Annotated in this window: 16 protein-coding genes and 1 pseudogene; 3 read left to right on the forward strand and 14 right to left on the reverse strand. The window is 64.2% G+C overall.

All coding sequences use genetic code 11. The features are described from left to right. Window positions 1–81: 81 nt before the first annotated feature. The 3 genes from N2604_RS29495 to N2604_RS29505 all read right to left on the reverse strand — a co-directional run bounded on the left by N2604_RS29495 (window position 82) and on the right by N2604_RS29505 (window position 2,360). A complete protein-coding gene (locus N2604_RS29495) occupies window positions 82–1,011 on the reverse strand; it encodes an aspartyl/asparaginyl beta-hydroxylase domain-containing protein (RefSeq protein WP_260371557.1) in 930 nt (309 codons plus the stop codon). A gap of 141 nt (window positions 1,012–1,152) precedes the next feature. Further along, the gene (locus tag N2604_RS29500) at window positions 1,153–1,308 is read right to left on the reverse strand and encodes a hypothetical protein (RefSeq protein ID WP_260371558.1); all 156 of its coding nucleotides are present in this window, start codon (window positions 1,306–1,308) and stop codon (window positions 1,153–1,155) included. A gap of 128 nt (window positions 1,309–1,436) precedes the next feature. Further along, window positions 1,437–2,360, reverse strand: a complete 924-nt coding sequence (locus N2604_RS29505) for a LysR family transcriptional regulator (RefSeq protein ID WP_260371559.1) — start codon at window positions 2,358–2,360, stop codon at window positions 1,437–1,439. Window positions 2,361–2,572: 212 nt separating this feature from the next. Between N2604_RS29505 and N2604_RS29510 the strand changes: the two genes are divergently transcribed. Next, window positions 2,573–3,283 carry an SDR family NAD(P)-dependent oxidoreductase gene (locus N2604_RS29510; protein WP_260371560.1) on the forward strand — a complete coding sequence of 237 codons (711 nt, stop codon included), beginning with the start codon at window positions 2,573–2,575 and terminating at the stop codon, window positions 3,281–3,283. 16 nt (window positions 3,284–3,299) lie between these two features. Beyond that, window positions 3,300–3,536: a 4-oxalocrotonate tautomerase family protein gene (locus N2604_RS29515; RefSeq protein WP_260371561.1), complete on the forward strand. Its 237-nt coding sequence runs from the start codon at window positions 3,300–3,302 to the stop codon at window positions 3,534–3,536. A gap of 175 nt (window positions 3,537–3,711) precedes the next feature. Here the strand turns inward: N2604_RS29515 and N2604_RS29520 are convergent, their stop codons facing one another. The 7 genes from N2604_RS29520 to N2604_RS29550 all read right to left on the reverse strand — a co-directional run bounded on the left by N2604_RS29520 (window position 3,712) and on the right by N2604_RS29550 (window position 12,764). Further along, window positions 3,712–4,338, reverse strand: coding sequence for a hypothetical protein (locus N2604_RS29520; RefSeq protein ID WP_260371562.1), 627 nt, complete (start codon window positions 4,336–4,338; stop codon window positions 3,712–3,714). Further along, complete coding sequence (locus N2604_RS29525; RefSeq protein WP_260371563.1) at window positions 4,307–4,969, reverse strand: ParA family protein; 663 nt, start codon at window positions 4,967–4,969, stop codon at window positions 4,307–4,309. The genes N2604_RS29520 and N2604_RS29525 overlap by 32 nt, the downstream gene beginning before the upstream one ends. A gap of 142 nt (window positions 4,970–5,111) precedes the next feature. Then, window positions 5,112–6,572, reverse strand: a complete 1,461-nt coding sequence (locus N2604_RS29530) for an NAD(P)/FAD-dependent oxidoreductase (RefSeq protein ID WP_260371564.1) — start codon at window positions 6,570–6,572, stop codon at window positions 5,112–5,114. Between the two features lie 181 nt (window positions 6,573–6,753). Further along, the gene (gene ltrA / locus N2604_RS29535; protein WP_260370535.1) at window positions 6,754–8,130 is read right to left on the reverse strand and encodes a group II intron reverse transcriptase/maturase; all 1,377 of its coding nucleotides are present in this window, start codon (window positions 8,128–8,130) and stop codon (window positions 6,754–6,756) included. A gap of 478 nt (window positions 8,131–8,608) precedes the next feature. Further along, window positions 8,609–10,030 (reverse strand): adenosylhomocysteinase, encoded by a 1,422-nt coding sequence (gene ahcY, locus N2604_RS29540; RefSeq protein ID WP_260371565.1) that lies wholly within the window; start codon window positions 10,028–10,030, stop codon window positions 8,609–8,611. A 121-nt stretch (window positions 10,031–10,151) separates the two neighbouring features. Next, entirely contained in the window at window positions 10,152–11,348 is a 1,197-nt protein-coding gene (metK, locus tag N2604_RS29545; RefSeq protein WP_260371566.1) for a methionine adenosyltransferase, read from the reverse strand. A 60-nt stretch (window positions 11,349–11,408) separates the two neighbouring features. Beyond that, entirely contained in the window at window positions 11,409–12,764 is a 1,356-nt protein-coding gene (locus N2604_RS29550) for a hypothetical protein (RefSeq protein ID WP_260371567.1), read from the reverse strand. Window positions 12,765–12,925: 161 nt separating this feature from the next. Here N2604_RS29550 and N2604_RS29555 point away from each other — a divergent pair. Continuing rightward, a pseudogene (locus N2604_RS29555) lies at window positions 12,926–14,644 on the forward strand (caspase family protein). An 86-nt stretch (window positions 14,645–14,730) separates the two neighbouring features. On the opposite strand, the gene N2604_RS29560 reads toward N2604_RS29555, so the two are convergent. Genes N2604_RS29560 through N2604_RS29575 form a run of 4 tightly spaced genes read right to left on the reverse strand, consistent with a single transcriptional unit; the run spans window position 14,731 to window position 18,358 of the window. Further along, window positions 14,731–15,849: a cobalamin-independent methionine synthase II family protein gene (locus N2604_RS29560; protein WP_260371568.1), complete on the reverse strand. Its 1,119-nt coding sequence runs from the start codon at window positions 15,847–15,849 to the stop codon at window positions 14,731–14,733. A 19-nt stretch (window positions 15,850–15,868) separates the two neighbouring features. Continuing rightward, complete coding sequence (locus tag N2604_RS29565) at window positions 15,869–16,585, reverse strand: ABC transporter ATP-binding protein (RefSeq protein ID WP_260371569.1); 717 nt, start codon at window positions 16,583–16,585, stop codon at window positions 15,869–15,871. Continuing rightward, complete coding sequence (locus tag N2604_RS29570) at window positions 16,578–17,333, reverse strand: ABC transporter ATP-binding protein (protein WP_260371570.1); 756 nt, start codon at window positions 17,331–17,333, stop codon at window positions 16,578–16,580. The genes N2604_RS29565 and N2604_RS29570 overlap by 8 nt, the downstream gene beginning before the upstream one ends. Then, window positions 17,330–18,358, reverse strand: a complete 1,029-nt coding sequence (locus tag N2604_RS29575) for a branched-chain amino acid ABC transporter permease (protein WP_260371571.1) — start codon at window positions 18,356–18,358, stop codon at window positions 17,330–17,332. Before N2604_RS29575 ends, N2604_RS29570 begins: the two co-directional genes overlap by 4 nt. Between the last annotated feature and the right edge of the window lie 3 nt (window positions 18,359–18,361).

The following is an 18,361-nucleotide window of genomic DNA, read 5'->3' on the forward strand; positions in this document are numbered from 1 at the left end:
GGGACCAGACGATCGCGCCAGGGTGGATCGACATGACCCGACGGCGGACCAAGCTTCGCCGATCCGCCCCGCGCATTTGCCTCAATTTAGTGCCGAATACACGATCAGGCCGAGGATCAGCGCCGTCAGCGAGTATTTCAGCGTGTAGTAGACGTTGCGGTTCCACTCCTTCACCTTGCGGCTGGCGAGGTGAATCTCGTAGAGCTTGCCGAACATCTTGTTGAGCACGCCGACATTCTCGCCGTCGACGTTCTGGGTCGCCGATGCCTTGACGATGTGATGGCTGACCCAGCGGTTGATCGCGGTCATGAAGCCGTACTTCATCGGGCGCTCGACGTCGCAGAACAGGATGATGCGGTTGACGTCGGTCGCATTCTCGGCGCTGTGGATGAAGGTCTCGTCGAACATGAAGGCTTCGCCGTCGCGCCAGACGCATTCGACACCGTCGACGAGAATCCGGCACTTGTTCGAGTTCGGTGTGACCAGGCCGAGGTGATAGCGCAGCGAGCCCGCGAAGGGATCGCGATGCGCGCCCAGCTTGCCGCCCGGCGGCAGCATCGCGAACATCGCGCCGTGCACGCTCGGGATCGACTTGAGCAGCTCCACCGTCTTCGGACACAGCGTGTTCGCCGACGGCAGGAAGTCGTCGTACCATTTCAGGTAAAACCGCTTCCAACCGCTCTTGAAGAACGAGTAGAAGCCCCAGTCGTTGTTCTTCGCCGCCGCGCGGATGAAACCTTCGTCGAACAGGCGCACGGCCTCGTCGCGGATGGTCTCCCAGTTCTCGCTGAGGGGCTTCAGCTCGGGGAACTGATCGACCGAGATCACCGGCTTGTTCGGCACCGCCGAGCCCGCATACATCAGCACGTTGTAGGGCGCGAGATAGGTCGAGTGGTCGCCGAGCTGGCGCGCGAAGCGCAGCCGCTGCTTGCCGCGGAAGTGAACGTAAATCGTCGAGGCCGCAAGCACATACAAAATGGCGAGCTGCGGCGCAAAAAGCTGTTTCAGCATTTCCCCAATCCCAAATGACCCAGCCGGGTGTCGTGTAGCCCGAGGAGGGCCCAGCGGCAAGATATTCACCGGTGGGTTGCAATCACGCCGGAGAGAGCAAGGGGATGGAACTGGGGTCCAAACCGGCCGAAACGAGCCGAATCAGGCCCGCGACAGCGCCTGCAGGCCCTTGAAGGTCAGGCGCTTGGGGTCGGTGACCCCGGCCAGGTAGAGGCGACGGATGAAGGCGATGACGGTGTCGCGGTCGCAATCGGTCAGCGCGACCACGGCGTCGACCGCTATTCTCTGGGCTTCCATTGGGCTCACCTCGGCCTTGCGAGTCACCCCGGCCGAGACAGGCTAGAACTCATCTGTTAAATCGGCGTTAACCGTTGTGGAACCATCGGCGATTCAGCCGTCCAGCCGAAGAGGCGCGGCCGCAATGTCTAGCGCGCAGCGAGGCTCTTCTTGAGCTGCGCAAAATGCTTCTTCAGCCGCGGAACGGCAAAGTCGGTGAAGGCGCGCACCTTCGGTACCGAGAGCCGGCCCTGCGGACAGATCAGATGCGCAGGCATCTCCGGATCGTTGTCGCCGGCAAGCACGATCTCGAGCTCGCCGCGCGCGACCTGCTCGGCCACTTGATACGAATACATCCTTGCCACCCCGCGCCCGGCGACCGCGGAGGCCACGGCTGCATAAGTGCTGTTGACGACAAGCCGAGGCGTGAACTGCACCGTGCGCGGCGCCGACGAGCCCGCCTGCGGCGCAAAGGTCCAGGAATTCGGCAGATGCGCCATCGCGACGATCTGGTGCTTGGCGAGATCACCCGGCTCAGTGATGCGCGGATGCTGTTTCAGGTAGCGGGGAGCGGCCACCACGACGCGGCTGATCCCGCCGACCCGCATCGCCACCATCGCCGAATCCGCCAGCGGACCGATGCGAAGCGCGATATCGACGCCTTCCTCGATCAGATTGACCGCACGGTCGAACAGCAGGAGTTTTGCCGACACGGTCGGATAGGCGTCGAGAAACGCGTCGAGGATCGGCCGCAGCACCATCTCTCCCGACACCACCGGAGCGGTGATCGTGAGCAGACCACGCGGTGCCGTGCGCGGTCCGGCCGCGATGTCCTCGGCTTCCTCCAGCTCGGTGAGCACGCGGCGGCAGATCGCGACATAGCGCTCGCCCTCCTCGCTCAGCTTGATCGAGCGTGTCGTTCGGTACAGCAGCTCGGCGCCGACCCGCTCTTCCAGAAAGGCGATGGCGCGGCTCACCGCCGCCGGCGAGCGGCCGAGCTGGCGTCCTGCGGCAGCGAGGCTACCCTCGTCCACCGCAAGGACGAACACCTTCATCGCGTCCAGACGATCCATGCGCTCGCCGCAGCCCCCTGAGATTTCGGCTGAAAGCTAGGCGTTTGCGTCGGCTGCGACAACCTCCGCAAGGATCGGTCCGGCATTCGTTCGCGCCGCGAAAGAGTGTCTGCCGGGCAGCGGATATTCGCAAGCAAGCCGCCGCAGCGTACCTCAACGCCCAAGCCAGCCGCCGCTGGCGCAGGTTTTCAAGCCAACAACAGGAGTCCGTCATGGGTATCGAGCAGAAGGTCGCCATCATCACCGGTGCATCGCAGGGTATCGGCGCCGCCCTGGTCCAGGGTTTTCGCGATCGCAACTATCGCGTCGTCGCAACGGCGCGCTCCGTCAAGCCGTCGGGCGACGACGACGTCCTCGCCATTGCCGGCGACATCGCCGACCGGTCCACCGCCGAGCGCGTGGTGTCGCAAGCGATCGCCCGCTTCGGCCGGGTCGACACACTGGTCAACAATGCCGGCATCTTCGTCGCGAAGCCCTTCACGCAGTACACGGCCGAAGACTATGCCGCAGTGATGGGCACCAACGTCGCGGGCTTCTTCAACATCACGCAGCTCGCCATCGCCGAAATGGAGAAGCAGGGGTCTGGCCACGTCGTCCAGATCACGACCACGCTGGTCGATCAGGCCAATTCGAACGTGCCCTCGGTGCTGGCGTCGCTGAGCAAGGGTGGGCTGAACGCCGCGACCAAGTCGCTCGCGATCGAATATGCCAGGCGCGGCATCCGCGTGAACGCGGTGTCGCCCGGCATCATCAAGTCGCCGATGCACCCGGTCGCGACGCACGCCCAGCTCGACGCGCTGCACCCGGTCGGCCACATGGGCGAGATGTCCGACATCGTCGATGCCGTGCTCTATCTCGAACGTGCCTCCTTCGTCACCGGCGAGATCCTGCATGTCGACGGCGGCCAGAGCGCCGGCCACTGAGAGGAGGAGAACGACAATGCCCATCGTCACCATTCAAGTGACCCGCGAGGGAACGACGCCGGGTTCGGCGTCGCTCACGGCGGAGGAGAAGGCCGCACTGATCAAGGGCTCGAGCGAGCTGCTGCGCGACGTGCTCGGCAAGCCGCTCGAATCGACCTTCGTCGTGATCGAGGAGGTCGACACCGACAATTGGGGCTGGGGCGGCCTGCCCGTGCAGGAATTCCGCCGCCGCCGCGCCGCCCAGACAGGATGATCCGCGCGCCGTTGCGCGCAAGAGGATGACATGACCTATGCGCAGACCGGCGGAGACTATCTCGTCCTGTTCGGCCTCGGCGGTGGTGCGGTGATGCTGGCACTGGTAATCGATCTCGGCCGCGCCCTGATCGTCCCTCGCAGATCCTGAGCGCGATGATGGCAGGCGAGCGGCATCACCTGGCACTGGGCTTTGTCATGCTTTGAGCAAGCGACCTCAGCAACTCGGTTTGCTTCAGGACTAACTCACATTGCTTTCGCGCACGCGTGCCCGACAGGTCAACCAACTCCGCCAGCGTTTTTGCACGGCCTAACTCCCGCGCATACTCCAAGGTCGCGCCCGCATTGATCTTCATCAGTTCAAGCACGACGGTGCGACACTCGGCTGCCGTTCCAATCGCGTCGATGAGATCACTTTCCACGACGACGGTTCCACTGGCCTCTGATGTCACACTGACTAGCCGTGACTTTGCGAGGTCGTTGGCGTAGTTGAGCGTAGCGCTCATGCCGTCCAAAGCGCGGGCTTGATACTCCTTGGCCATGTCCACGATGAGATCAGTGGTGGTACTGCTCAGAGGTTCAGGTCTTGCAACGATGACGCTGGCCGCTTCTTGTACCGGAACAGTCGGAGCAGGCGCTTCTTGCGCAATCTGCGGCGCATCCTGGGGGAAGACGGCGACTGAGCCCGGCGGCATGGCCAAGCCCTCGTCGACCGCACGGCTCACTTCCGCCGCCAGTTCCAGCAGTGAGCGACGCCCGGTGCGTGCAACGTCAGCAGGCAGCTTTGAGCGCGCCTTTCCCATAATCGTCCGACTCCTCGGCCAAGTGCGCCGCGATCCAACCCCACAAACTTACAATTTCGTCCGAAGCTTTGCCCGCCGGTGCGAACTCCGTCACGCCCAACCCTGCTCCGAGCGCATCCTGGTGATCGTTACGCTGCGCAATAAACGGGAGCGCAAGCACGCCGAGCGAGCTTAGCGATGTGGCAGCTTCGCTCAGCCGGCACCCCCGCGTCGGCGTCTGATTGAGGATGAAGGCAAATCGGCGGTTGAGCCTGCGAATGGCGATCAGTGTAGGAATTGCGGCTTCGATATCGGCCGGGCTCGGGCGCGCCGGGATGAGACAGAGATCGGCGCAGGCGATGACGCGCATCGCCAGGCTGTTGGTCGTGGCAGCCGTGTCGATGATGGCAAGCCAGACGCCTTCGGCCTTCAGGCGCGCGATCAACGGTTCGATCTCGGCAGGATCGGTAACGCGCTCGACGCGGGGATAGGGATGATCGCGGCGCTCTTTCCATTTCGAGATCGTACCTTGCGCGTCCGCCTCAATGAGAGCGACGCGCTCAGCGCGCTGCATTGCTGCCACCGCCAGTCCAACGGACAGCGTACTCTTGCCGCTTCCGCCTTTTTGCGTGACCAGGGCAAGGACGTGCATGTCCCGCGCTCCCCTTAAGACGGCAACGACGCGGAACTCAGACGTTGTCCGAAATAAACTTCTTGCAGCGTAAAAATACTACCGCAAGTCGCGATTCGTCTCAAGCGAACGCGAGGCTATCCCGGTATCCTACGTAGCAAGATCAGGAATACTGCATCACGCCGTCGTCGATCCGACCGAAGCGCAAGGAAACGATGTCGAGCGCGTAGTTCTGGTGGAGGCGCCACGGCCGCTTCGAACCCTGCTTCGGCATTTTGGCGATCGAGCGCTGCACGTAGCCCGAGGTGAAATCGAGCGAAGGCTGCGCGGTGATGGTGGGATCGTCATTGTGCGGCATGCATTGGCGGAAATTGTGCCGGTCCATGTAGTTGATGAGGCGGCAGACATATTCGCAGGTGAGGTCGCATTTCAGCGTCCAGGACGCGTTGGTGTAGCCGAAGGCAGAAGCCATGTTCGGCACATCGGCATACATCATGCCCTTGTAGGTCAGCGTGTTGGCGAAATCGACGGAGCGGCCGTCGACGCTGACCTCGAGGCCGCCGACGACCTGGAGCACCAGCCCGGTCGCCGTCACGATGATGTCGGCGGCGAGCTCGCGGCCGTCCTTCAGGCGGATGCCGTCATGCGTGAAGGTGTCGATCTCGCTGGTGACGACGCTGGCGCGCTGCTCACGGATCGCCTTGAAGAGGTCGCCGTCGGGCACGAGGCACAGCCGCTGGTCCCAGGGATTGTAGCGCGGCGTGAAATGGGTCGCGACGTCGTAGTCCGGGCCGAGCGCCATCTGCACGCCTTTGAGGATGAGGTCCTTCACCTTCGCCGGCCTGCGCCGGCTGAGCTGGAAGAAGAACATCCCCCACATCACGTTGCGCCAGCGGATCAGGTGATAGGCGAGCCGCGCCGGCAGATTGCGGCGCAGCTTGTTGGCGAGGGGATCCTGCGCCGGCCGCGACACCACATAGGTCGGCGAACGCTGCAGCATGGTGACCTGCGCCGCCTTCTTGGCGAGCTCCGGCACCAGCGTCACCGCTGTCGCGCCCGAGCCGATCACGACGACACGCTTGCCCGCGTAGTCGATGTCCTCGGTCCATTTCTGCGGATGCACGATGCGGCCGGCAAAATCCGCCACACCCTTGAACTCCGGGGTGTAGCCCGCTTCGTATTTGTAATATCCCGAGCACAGAAATAAGAAATTGCAGGTAAACCGCACGAGCTCAGCCGCGCCCTCGCCCGAGATGCGCTCGGCCTCGACCGTCCAGCGCGCGTCCGGTGTCGACCACGCCGCGCGCTTGACGCGATGATGATAGCGGATGTGCTTGTCGATGCCGTTCTCGGCTGCGGTCTCGCGCACATAGTTCAGGATTTGCGGCCCGTTGGCGATCGCCTTCGGATCGGTCCACGGCTTGAACGAATAGCCCAGCGTGAACATGTCGCTGTCGGAGCGGATGCCGGGATAGCGGAACAGGTCCCAGGTGCCGCCGATGCAGTCGCGTCCCTCGAGGATGACGTAGCTCTTGCCTGAACACTTGGTCTGCAGATGATAGCCCGCGCCGATACCGGACAGGCCGGCACCGACGATCAGCACGTCGAAATGTTCTTGTTGCATGGTCTCCTCCGCCGAGGAGGATTGTCCGCCTGCCGCTGCTGGCCGTCAATCGGCAATCAGCGTGCCGCAACCGCAAAGCGAATTGAATTCCATGTCCCGAAATCGGGATAGGGGGGAGCCTCGCGACTCCGCCCCTCCCACACCACCGTACGTACGGGTCCGTATACGGCGGTTCGGTGGATTATGCGGGCCGCTGTGCCGCGACGGAAGCCAAGCCGAGTGTGCCGAAGAACGCGATTGGCATGGCGATGGTGAGCGCAGGACTGTTGGCGAGCCGCCAAGGGCCATGCGGGCTGCCGGCGGTTTGTGCCGCCAGCTCCCGGCCGACGCCGCGACGTCGCAACTCGGCAAAACGAGTGTCACCGCGCTTCCATTGTTTCCAGGCGATGGCGCGCAACCGCCGCCTGAGCCATTCGTCAAGTGTGCGCAATACCGACGGGGTTTGGCAGAAGCCGAAGTAGCCGCGCCATCCGATCAGATAGCGCGACAGCTCCTTGGCAATCTGCGCGAGGCTTCGGCCGCAGGTGCGTCGCGTCAGTCCTCGGACCTTCGCCTTGAAGCGGGCGAGTACCTGCGGCGCGATGCGCCGGCGCGGTTCTTTTTCGCCGGTAAAGCTGAAGCCCAGGAACTTGCGAACGCTCGGTTTGGCGACCGCGCTCTTGGCTTTGTTGACCTTGAGCTTGAGGCGCTTTTCGAGGAACCGTTCGATGCCCGCCAGCACCCGCTCACCCGCCTTCCGACTGCGCACATAGATGTTGCAGTCGTCGGCATAGCGCACGAAGCGATGGCCGCGCTTCTCCAATTCCTTGTCCAGCACATCCAGCATCAGGTTCGACAATAGCGGCGAGAGCGGACCGCCTTGCGGCGTGCCCTCCTCCGTCGGGCTGACCAGTCCTCCCTCCATCGCACCCGTGGTCAAGAAGCCACGGATCAACTTGAGGAGGCGCTTGTCAGCCACCCGCCTGGCAATGAGCCCCATCAGGATGTCGTGGTTGACCCGGTCGAAGAACTTCTCCAGGTCGATGTCCACGACGACGGCATGTCCGGACGCAATATACGCCTGCGCCCGCTCCACCGCCTGATGCGCCGAGCGCCCCGGCCGGAAGCCGAAGCTGGTCTCGGAGAACGTCTCATCCCAATCCGCCTGTAGCACCTGCATCGCCGCCTGCTGGATGAAGCGGTCGAGCACCGTCGGGATGCCAAGCAGCCGTAGGCCGCCCGACGCCTTCGGTATCTCCACCCGCCGCACCGACTGCGGTTTGTAGGTGCCCTCAAGCAACTGGGCCCGGATCGTGGGCCAATGCTCTTTCAGGTAGCCCGGCAGCTCGCCGACGGTCATCCCGTCGACGCCCGCCGCGCCCTTGTTGCGCGTCACTTGCGCCAACGCTTTCTTCAGATTCTCACGCCCAACAACTGCTTCCATCGACGGCCCTTCGTCCGCCGGGCGTTCGAGGGCGGTGGCCGCCGCGCGCGCTACGGTCTCTCGGGCGGCGGCGTTCGGGGCTTCACCCTTCGTTCCGGTGCCCAAGTTCAGCTTGACCTGATTCTTCTGCCGCATGGCTCGCGCGAGATCACCGTTCTACTAACCGCTTCTACCGTTTGGGCCTTCGGCGGCACGCCGCCGCCTACTATGCCCGCTGCTGACTTCTGCGCTGCGGTCAGATCGCCTTACGACGACCTCAGTCCCGTTGCCGGGACACAGCACAGACCTCCCGAGGTAAGACCGACCGCCTTCACCGCACGCTCGCCGGATTTACCACCCCGTCCCTTGATGACCATGGACTTCGCGATCATGTGCTCGCTCGTCCGGCCGGGTAGGCCTCGTTATCCGGTAATTGTCCATCGAGCCGCGGCTTTGCTCCACGCTGTCTTCAGACCCCACCTCGCGATGACGCCCTTGCGCTTCGCTAATCCTTCGCCGTCATCAGGCTGGATAGAGGACTTCCACCTCCAAGCTGTCGTTCATACTCGGCACACACAAAAAAAGCCCCGGATCGCTCCAGGGCTTTGCGTCGATGGTTTGTCGAACCGGTGGCTCAGTAGCGGTAGTGATCCGACTTGTACGGGCCTTCCTGCTTCACGCCGATGTAGTCGGCCTGGTCCTTGCGCAGCTCGGTGAGCTTGACGCCGATCTTGGCGAGGTGCAGGCGGGCGACCTTCTCGTCGAGCGTCTTCGGCAGCACGTAGACCTTCTTCTCGTACTTGCCGTCCTTGTTGTTGGCGAACAGCTCGATCTGCGCCAGCGTCTGGTTGGTGAAGGACGCCGACATCACGAAGGACGGATGGCCCATCGCGTTGCCGAGGTTCACGAGGCGGCCCTCCGACAGCAGGATGATGCGGTGCTTGTCGGGGAACTCGATCTCGTCGACCTGCGGCTTGATGTTGGTCCACTTCAGATTGCGCAGAGACGCGATCTGGATCTCGTTGTCGAAGTGGCCGATGTTGCAGACGATGGCGCGATCCTTCATCGCGCGCATGTGCTCGATCGTGATGATGTCCTTGTTGCCGGTGGCGGTGACGAAGATGTCGGCGCGCGGCGCGGCGTCTTCCATGGTCACGACCTCGTAGCCTTCCATCGCCGCCTGCAGCGCGCAGATCGGATCGACTTCCGACACCATGACGCGGCAGCCGGCCTGGCGCAGCGAGGCGGCCGAGCCCTTGCCGACGTCGCCGAAGCCCGCGACCATCGCGACCTTGCCCGACAGCATCACGTCGGTGCCGCGGCGGATGCCGTCGACCAGCGATTCACGGCAGCCATAGAGGTTGTCGAACTTCGACTTGGTGACGCTGTCGTTGACGTTGATTGCCGGCCACAGCAGCGTGCCCGCCTTCTGCATGTCATAGAGACGATGCACGCCCGTCGTGGTCTCCTCGGAAACGCCCTTGATGCTGTTGGCGATCCCGGCGAAGTAGCCCTTCGGCTTTTCCTTGAGCTGCTTCTTCAGAAGCGCGAAGAAGACTTCCTCTTCCTCGGAGCCGGGCTTGTCGAGGAAGGCGGTGTCGCCGTTCTCGGCGCGCAGGCCGAGATGGACATACATGGTGGCGTCGCCGCCGTCATCAAGGATCATGTTCGGATGACCGCCGCCGTGCCAGTCGAACAGCTTTGCGGTGTAGTCCCAGTAATCCTTCAGCGTCTCACCCTTGACGGCGAAGACGGGAATGCCGGCGGCGGCGATCGCAGCGGCAGCGTGATCCTGCGTCGAATATATGTTGCAGGAGACCCAGCGGATGTCGGCGCCGAGCGCGGCGAGCGTCTCGATCAGCACGCCGGTCTGGATCGTCATGTGCAGCGAGCCGGCGATGCGGGCACCCTTCAGCGGCTGCTTCGGGCCGTACTCCTCGCGGGTGGCCATCAGGCCGGGCATCTCGGTCTCGGCCAGCGAGAGCTCCTTGCGGCCGAAATCGGCGAGCGAAATGTCCTTGACGATGTAATCGGTGAAGCCGGGCTTCGCGTTCATAGGGGGTTCCTGTTTGTTGGGCTCGTCATTCCGGGCGCTCGTCAAACGAGCGAACCCGGAATCTGGAAGGTTCGAGATTCCGGGTTCGCCGCTGTCGCGGCGTCCCGGAATGACGCAAGGACTAGAGCGCGCGCTTGAGCTGCTCGACGAGGTCGGTCTTCTCCCAGGAGAAGCCGCCCTCGTTGTCGGGCGTGCGGCCGAAATGCCCGTAGGCCGAGGTGCGCGCGTAGATCGGCCGGTTGAGATCGAGATGGGTCCGGATGCCGCGCGGGGTGAGGTCCATCGCCTTTGCGGCGGCCTTCTCGAGCTGGTCTTCCGAAACCTTACCGGTGCCGTGGGTATCGATGTAGATCGACAGCGGACGCGCCACGCCGATGGCGTAGGCAAGCTGGAGCGTGCAGCGGTCGGCAAGGCCGGCGGCGACGATGTTCTTGGCGACGTAGCGCGCGGCATAGGCCGCTGAACGGTCGACCTTGGTCGGATCCTTGCCGGAGAACGCGCCGCCGCCATGCGGGGCCGCGCCGCCATAGGTGTCGACGATGATCTTGCGGCCGGTCAGGCCGGAATCGCCGTCGGGACCGCCGATGTAGAACTTGCCGGTCGGGTTGATGTGCCAGATCGTTTTCGGGGTGATCCAGTCCTTCGGCAGCGCCTCGCGCACATAGGGCTCGACGATCTCGCGGACCTGGTTCGAGGTCAGGTCCGGAACCAGATGCTGGTGCGAGACCACGATCTCGCGCACGCCGACCGGCCTGCCGTTCTCGTACTGCACGGTGACCTGGCTCTTGGAGTCAGGACCCAGCACCTTCTCCTTGCCGGAGTGACGGGCTTCGGAGATCAGGCGCAGGATCTTGTGGGCGTAGAAGATCGGCGCCGGCATCAGATCGGGCGTCTCGTTGGTGGCGTAGCCGAACATGATGCCCTGGTCGCCCGCGCCTTCTTCCTTGACCTCGCCCGGCTGCAGCGCATCGACGCCCTGGGCGATGTCGGCCGACTGCGGATGCAAGAGGATCTCGATGTCGCAGGTCTTCCAGTGGAAGCCTTCCTGCTCGTAGCCGATGTCCTTGATCGCGCCGCGCACGACGCTCTCGATGTGCTCGTTGGTCACCGACTTCGGACCGCGGGTCTCACCGGCGATCACCACCTTGTTGGTGGTCGCGAGCGTCTCGCAGGCGGCGCGGATCTGCCACGGGTCGATGCCCGCCTTCGGCCCTTCACGGTAGAACAGGTCGACGATCTCATCGGAGATCCGGTCACAGACCTTGTCCGGATGGCCCTCGGACACGGACTCGCTGGTGAAGAGATAGGACGCGCGCATCAGTAACCCCTTGTTCCGCCGCTGGCCGGCGGGCGTTTGCGATGTTTACTTTTGGTGATGTCAATCACGCCGACGCGAGATGACGTAGGATTCGTCGAGAAACCAGAGCCCATTGTACTTTCGCAGCACGTCCCTGGCGGCATCCAGAGTGCGGCCGTTTTGAGTCATTTCTGTCAATCGGTCGTCCTCAATCTGAGCGACATACACCGCCGCATTCCACGCTGCAAAGGCCGTCGAAGTCCCGATGGTGCCGGTGACCTCGTTGGGCAGCGCTTCCATATCATACCTGAAGATCGAACGGTTATCCGCGTATGCATTAAAATTTAAGTCGCGGCCCACCGATCCAAGTTCATACTTAACTGCACGCAGTAGCTCATGGCGGCTCACCGAGAAAGGATTTTCTCCAGGCCAGATCGCCTGGATCATTTCCATGCCCGGATCCTGCCCATGGGAGTGGATTCCAATTAGCCTGCCGCCCGGCCGAAGCGCCCGCGCCAGAGGTGCAATGATCCGCTTGGCCCGGAAATTGACCGATGACAGGGCCCGGTAGGGCTGGGACGCGATGACGAGGTCGAAATTGGCCTCAGTCTGGCCCGGCCGCGGAATGGTCGAATCGAGCAGGAACCTGTGATCCTCGCGATAGAGCACGAGGACGACCGGCCGCTCGTAGAGCGGCATGGCCGTGCGTGGGCTGATCGCAGCGCGCCAGTTCTGCTCCAAGAAAGGCCTCAGCTCTGCGATCTGCTGCTCGAACTCGCCCGACGAAGCGCCGCGGAGCGGCACCTCGTGCCAGACCGTGGCAGCCGCCGCAGCAGGCGAAGCCGGCGTCAGCCAGGGCGCCTCCGCGTAAAACATGTTGGTGAACACGAACACCGATGCCGGATGCTCGAAAATGCGGTCCGGCACCTTCTCCAGCGTCAGGCGCAAATCCTCCAGGCTGAGCTCTTTGCCCGCGACGTAGAACGGCATGTGCGGAAAGCGCTGGTGCGTCGCGCGCAGCACCCGCGCCAGCACCGTGCCGTCGCCGACGCCGGCGTCGAACAGGCGCAGCGCCGGCGGGCGCGGATGGATGGAGCCAAGCTCCAGCGCGACGCGGTCCGCGATCACCCGCTTTTCGCTGCAGGTGTGGACGAACAGCAGGTATTTCTGGCGGTTCTCGAAGAAGCGGAAATTGCCGCGCGGATCACGCTTCTCGGGGGGTACCTGAAGTCCCCGCGGCGGCGGCACGCCGCCGGCCATCGACGCCGCCATATAGGCCTGGATCCGCTCCAACGTGTCGATGGTGATGCGCTTTCCCTCGCGCAGGCGATGCACCAGCTTCCCATCGTTCACCGCGCGCCGGCCGAACGTCGATTCCGCCATATCCGCCTTGCGGCAGAAGTCGGTGATCTGGCTCAGGATTTCGTCGTTCTTCATGAGTGGGAAGTCGGTGGGCAAGATGGTTGGGACCTGCGTCTTAGCAAATTCTGCCCACTCAGGGAATAGCGGATGCGGGGCTCATGTGCGAGCGGGGAGCAGTGAACCCCGGCGCATTACCGGGCAACAAACAAGCGCTTCTCCTCTCGCATGAGACCACCATGCGCCGCCTCCTCGTCCCGCTCTGCCTGCTCACGCTGGCGCACTGGTCCGCGCCGGCGGCGGCGCAACCGCGTAACTAGCTCGGCCCGCTCTGCACCACCGAGACCACGCCGGCGGACAAGATGGTCGACGCCTACACCAAGATCATCGCGCTGAAAGTCTTCAAGGGCGAGCAACTCGCCACCGTCTATTTCTGGCGTGCGGTTGGCTGGAACAAGAAAGGCGATTACGCCAAGGTCATCGCCGATGCGACGGACGCGATCCGGCTGCAGCCGAGCCAAGCGGTCTACAATCTGCGGGGATCGGCCTATTACGACAAGGGCGAGTACGAGATCGCGATCGCCGATTTCGACGATGCGCTGAAGCTCGGTCCGCCCAGCGGCATCATCTTCCACAATCGCGGCAACGCCTGGCGCGGCAAGCACGATTATGCCAAGGCGATTGCCGACTACGACATGGCGATCGAGGCCGATCCAAAATCGGCGTTCTCGTTCCAGAACCGCGGCATCTCCAAGGAAGCGCTCGGAGATCTCGATGGCGCGCTCGCCGACATCAACCAGGCGATCCGGCTCGATCCCTCGCTGCCGCAGCCGCTGATCAACCGTACCGCGATCTGGCGCGCCAAGGGCGATCTCGATCGCGCCATCGCCGACGGCGGCGAGGCGATCCGGCTCGCCAAGGAGAAGCCGCCGGTCAACATCATGACGCCGCCAAACAGCGTGCTGATCTCCGGCTACACGAATCGCGCGCTGGCGTATGAAGCCAAGGGCGACTACGCCCGCGCCGGCGAGGACTACAAGGCGACGCTGGCGATCGTGGCGTCTGACGCTGGCAGCAAGGCCAACCAGGCGACCGCAAAGGTGCGTCTGTCGCTGCTGACGGACGCGGTCGCGCCGATCCCGCGCGATGCGCCCTCACCGACGATCCAGCCGACCTCCGCCCCTGCGCCGCAGCAGACCGGCGCGGCACCGACACAATCGTCAGCCCCGGCCGTCCGCGGCACGCGCATGGCGCTGGTGATCGGCAATGGCGCCTATACTCATGTCAAGGCGCTGCCCAATCCACCCAACGATGCGCGCGCGGTCGCCAAGAGCCTGCGCGACATCGGCTTCAGCGTGTCGGAGGGCGTCGATCTCGATCGCGCCGCGATGCAGAAGATGACGCGCGACTTTCTTCGCGAGGCCGCGCGGGCGCAGGTGGCATTGGTCTATTATGCCGGCCATGGCGTGCAGGTCGAGGGCCGCAACTATCTCATTCCGGTCGACGTCGCGCTCAAGCCGGGCGCGAGCCTGACGGAGGCGATGATCGACATGGACACGATCATGGCCGGGCTCGACGACCAGGTCCGCACCAACATCCTGATCTTCGATGCCTGCCGCAACAATCCAATGGCGCAGCAGGTCGCATCTGCCGGAAACAATCGCGGCATCGAGGGCGCCTCGGGCCTCGCCGCGCCCACGAGTCTCGGCACCGGTGCGACATTGGGGGCCGGCACGCTGATCGCATTCGCCACCGCGCCGGGCCAGGTGGCGCTCGACGGCGACGGCGCCAACTCCCCGTTCTCCGTCGCCCTGTCGCGCCATATCGGCACGCCCGGGCTGGAGGTGCAGCAGATGCTCACCCGGGTGCGGGCCGAGGTGGTCTCGACCACGAAGAACAAGCAGGTGCCGTGGTCGAACTCGTCGCTGCTGGGCGAGGTTTATCTGGCGGAGAAATGAAGCTCTCTTGTGCCCCCGGACGCAGCGCAGCAACGCCAAGAGCGTTGCAGTGCGTCCGGGACACGAGCTCCGGCTGGTTGTGGGCCTCAATTGCCCCACACTTCCTTCGCGATCTCGACCGCGAGGCTGAGCTTGGCCCACTGCTCCTCCTCGGAGAGGATGTTGCCCTCTTCCGTCGAGGCGAAGCCGCACTGCGGGGACAATGCGAGCTGCTCCAGCGGCGCGAACTTGGCGGCTTCTTGCAGGCGGCGCTTGATGTCGTCCTTCTTCTCGAGCTCGCCGAACTTCGAAGTGATGACGCCGACCACGACGACCTTGTTGCCCTTGGGCAGGAACCGCAGCGGCTCGAAGCCGCCGGCGCGATCGCTGTCGTATTCCAGGAAGTAGCCGTCGTAATTGGTGCCGGCGAGCAGGGTCTCGGCCACCGGCTCGTAGCCGCCCGAGGAAATCCAGGTCGAGCGGAAATTGCCGCGGCAGACATGCGTGGTCACCACCATGTCGGCCGGCTTCTCCGCCAGCGCATAGTTGATGATGCGGGCATAGATCTGCTGCAGGCCGTCCGGATTGTCGCCGCGCTCGCGCGCCTTCTGCAATTCGTCCTGCGAGCAGAGATAGGCCCAGACGGTATCGTCGAACTGGAGATAGCGACAGCCAGCGTCGTAGAACGCCTTCACGGCCTTGCGATAGGTCCTGCCGAGATCTTCGTAGAAGGCATCGAGATCGGGATAGACGTCCTTGGAGATCGACTTGCGGCCGCCGCGGAAGTGGAGCACCGCCGGCGAAGGGATCGTCATCTTGGCGGTGACGTGGGCCTGGTCGGCGACCTTCTTCAGGAAGCGGAAGTGATCCAGCATCGGGTGGCTATCGGGAAAATCGAGCTTGCCGATGACGCGGACCGCATCGTGACGGGTCTGCACGCCCGTGAACTGGATGCCGGTGTCGGGGTGGAACAGCTCGCAGCCGGTGAGCTTGGCCAGGAAGTCGAAATGCCACCAGGAGCGGCGGAATTCGCCGTCGGTCGCGAGCTTCAGCCCGATCGAGGCCTGCTTGTGCACGACCTTCTCGATCTCCATGTCCTCGATCTTGCGCAGATCGTCAGCCGAGATCTCGCCCTTCTCCAGCCGGCTGCGGGCTTCCTTGATCTTGGCGGGACGCAGGAGGCTGCCGACCTCGTCGGCGCGGAAGGGGGCTTTGGTTCGCTGCATGTGTCACTCCCTGGACATCCTAGTGGGCCCTCGCCCCGGCGACGCCGAGATGGCGCTCCAGGACAGAGGGGTCGGTCTTCAGCGCGGCGCTCGTAGCGTCGTGGACGATCGTTCCGCGCTCCAATATCACAACGCGGTCGGCGAGCCCCAGAATCTTTTGGGCATTCTGCTCGACGATGATGGAGCAGATGCCCCCTGCCCGGGTGATGGTCCCGATCGCCTTGAGCAGCTCCTCGACGATGATGGGGGCAAGGCCCTCAGTCGGCTCGTCCAGCAGCAGGACTTTCGGGTTGAGGGTCAGCGCGCGGCCGATCGCCAGCATCTGCTGCTCACCGCCGGAGAGCTGATTGCCGAAATTGCTCCGCCGCTCCTTCAGCCGCGGGAACATCTCGTAGACCTTCTCCACCGTCCAGGGACCAGGCTGCGCCACCGCGGTCATGTTCTCTTCCACCGTCAGCGAGCGGAAGATGTTGCGCTCCTGCGGCACCCAGCCGATGCCGGCGCGCGCCCGCTGGTCGGGTCGCATCGCCGTGACGTCGGTGCCGGCCAGCGCGATGGAGCCGGCGAAGCGGCGCGTGACGCCGACGATGGAATTGATCAGCGTGGTCTTGCCGGTGCCGTTGCGCCCGAGCAGCGCCAGCACCTGTCCTTCGACGAGGCGGAGCGTCATCTTCGGCAGCACCACCGCCTCGCCGTAGCCAGCGCGAAGTGAATCGATCGCGAGCAGGTCAGACATTGACCGCCTCCTCGCCGAGATAGACCGCCTTCACTTGCGGATCGCGCGCGACCTCTTCGGGCGGGCCTTCGGTCAGCAGCGCGCCCGAGACCAGCACCGAGATGCGATCAGCGAAAGAGAAGACGAGGTCCATGTCGTGCTCGATCAACAGCACGGTGACGTCCCGCGGCAGGCTGCCGACGACGGCGAGAATATCGTGGCGCTCGCTCTCGGGTACGCCGGCGGCGGGCTCGTCGAGCAGCAGCACGCGCGGCTTGGCTGCAATGGCGACCGCGATCTCGAGCAGGCGCTGCTTGCCGTAGGGCAGCGTCACGGTCTGCTCGTTCATGACATCGAGCAGGTGGAAGCGGGAGAGCAGATCGGCGATCTCGCCATTGACGTCGCTGCGCGTGCCCATCCGTCGCCACCAGTCGCCGCCATGGCCGAGGCGCTCGGAGACGGCAAGGCCGATGGTCTCAAGCGGCGTAAGATCAGGATAGAGCTGGTTGATCTGGAAGGTGCGCGACAGGCCGCGCAACACGCGCTTGTGCACCGGCAGATCAGTGATGTCCTGGCCTTCGAGCAGGATGCGGCCAGAGTTCGGCTTCAGCACGCCGGTGAGCTGGTTGATGACCGTGGTCTTGCCGGCACCGTTCGGGCCGATCAGCGCGTGGCGGGCGCCCTGCTCGACCTTCAAGGACAGATCGCGGGTGACGCGCAGGCCGCCGAACTGCTTTTCGAGATTTTGAGTTTCGAGCGCGATGGTCATGAATCGCTCTCCGGCACGGCGACGATCGCCTTGCGGCCCGCAATCTGCCTGATGATCAGGTTCGGCACATACAGCACCCAGCGATGCAGGCGCTGGCGGCCGACCAGCACGACCACCACCAGCACGAGGCCGATCCAGAACTGCCAGTATTGCGGCGTGATGGTCGAGAACAATTCCTGGAGCATGCGGAAGATCACCGCGCCGATCAGCCCGCCGTAGAGATAGCCGGTGCCGCCGATGACCAGCACCAGCATCAGGTCCGCCGAGCGTTCGAAGGCGAACACGTCGAGCGAGGCGATCGCGGTCGTCTGGGTGAACAGCGCCCCCGCAATGCCGGCATAGAACGCGGCCAGCGTATAGATCGCGATCAGGCGACGGTTGACCGGAATGCCGATGGCGGCGGCCCGGAGCGGATTGTTCTTGATGGCGCGCAGCGACAGGCCAAACGGGGAATGCACGACGCGGCGGGCGAACAGGAACAGCAGAAACAACACGGCGAGCGAATAAAAGAAGCCGGCCTTGCCGAACATGTCGAAGGGGATCTGGCCGAAGATCGGCTGCATCTCGATGCCCTGCAGGCCGTCGGTCCCGCCGGTGATGTTGGAAAAGCGTTCGGCGAGCGCTTCCAGCAACAGCGCGATGCCGAGCGTCACCATCAGGCGCGTCAGGTCGATGCCGCGGATCACCAGAAAGCTGGTGGCAAAGCCGAGCACCATGGCGGCAAGGCCGGCGACGATCAGCGCCAGCACGGGCTCCTTGACGATGCCGTGCAGCGCCAGCAGCCCCGCGGCATAGGCGCCGACGCCGAAGAACGCCGCATGGCCCAGCGAGACGATGCCGGCATAGCCGAGGATGAGATCGAGCGACATCGCGAACAGCGCGAGGCGCAGGATGTCGGTCATGATCAGATAGCGCGACGGAAATGCGAAACCGCAGGCCAGCACAATCAGCCAGAACGCGATTTCGCCATAGTGCCAGCGCGCCTGGCGCTGGGCATGATGGCCGACGTCGGAAGCAGCGCTCATCGG

Source organism: Bradyrhizobium sp. CB1015 (genome assembly GCF_025200925.1).
Classification (GTDB): Bacteria; Pseudomonadota; Alphaproteobacteria; order Rhizobiales; family Xanthobacteraceae; genus Bradyrhizobium.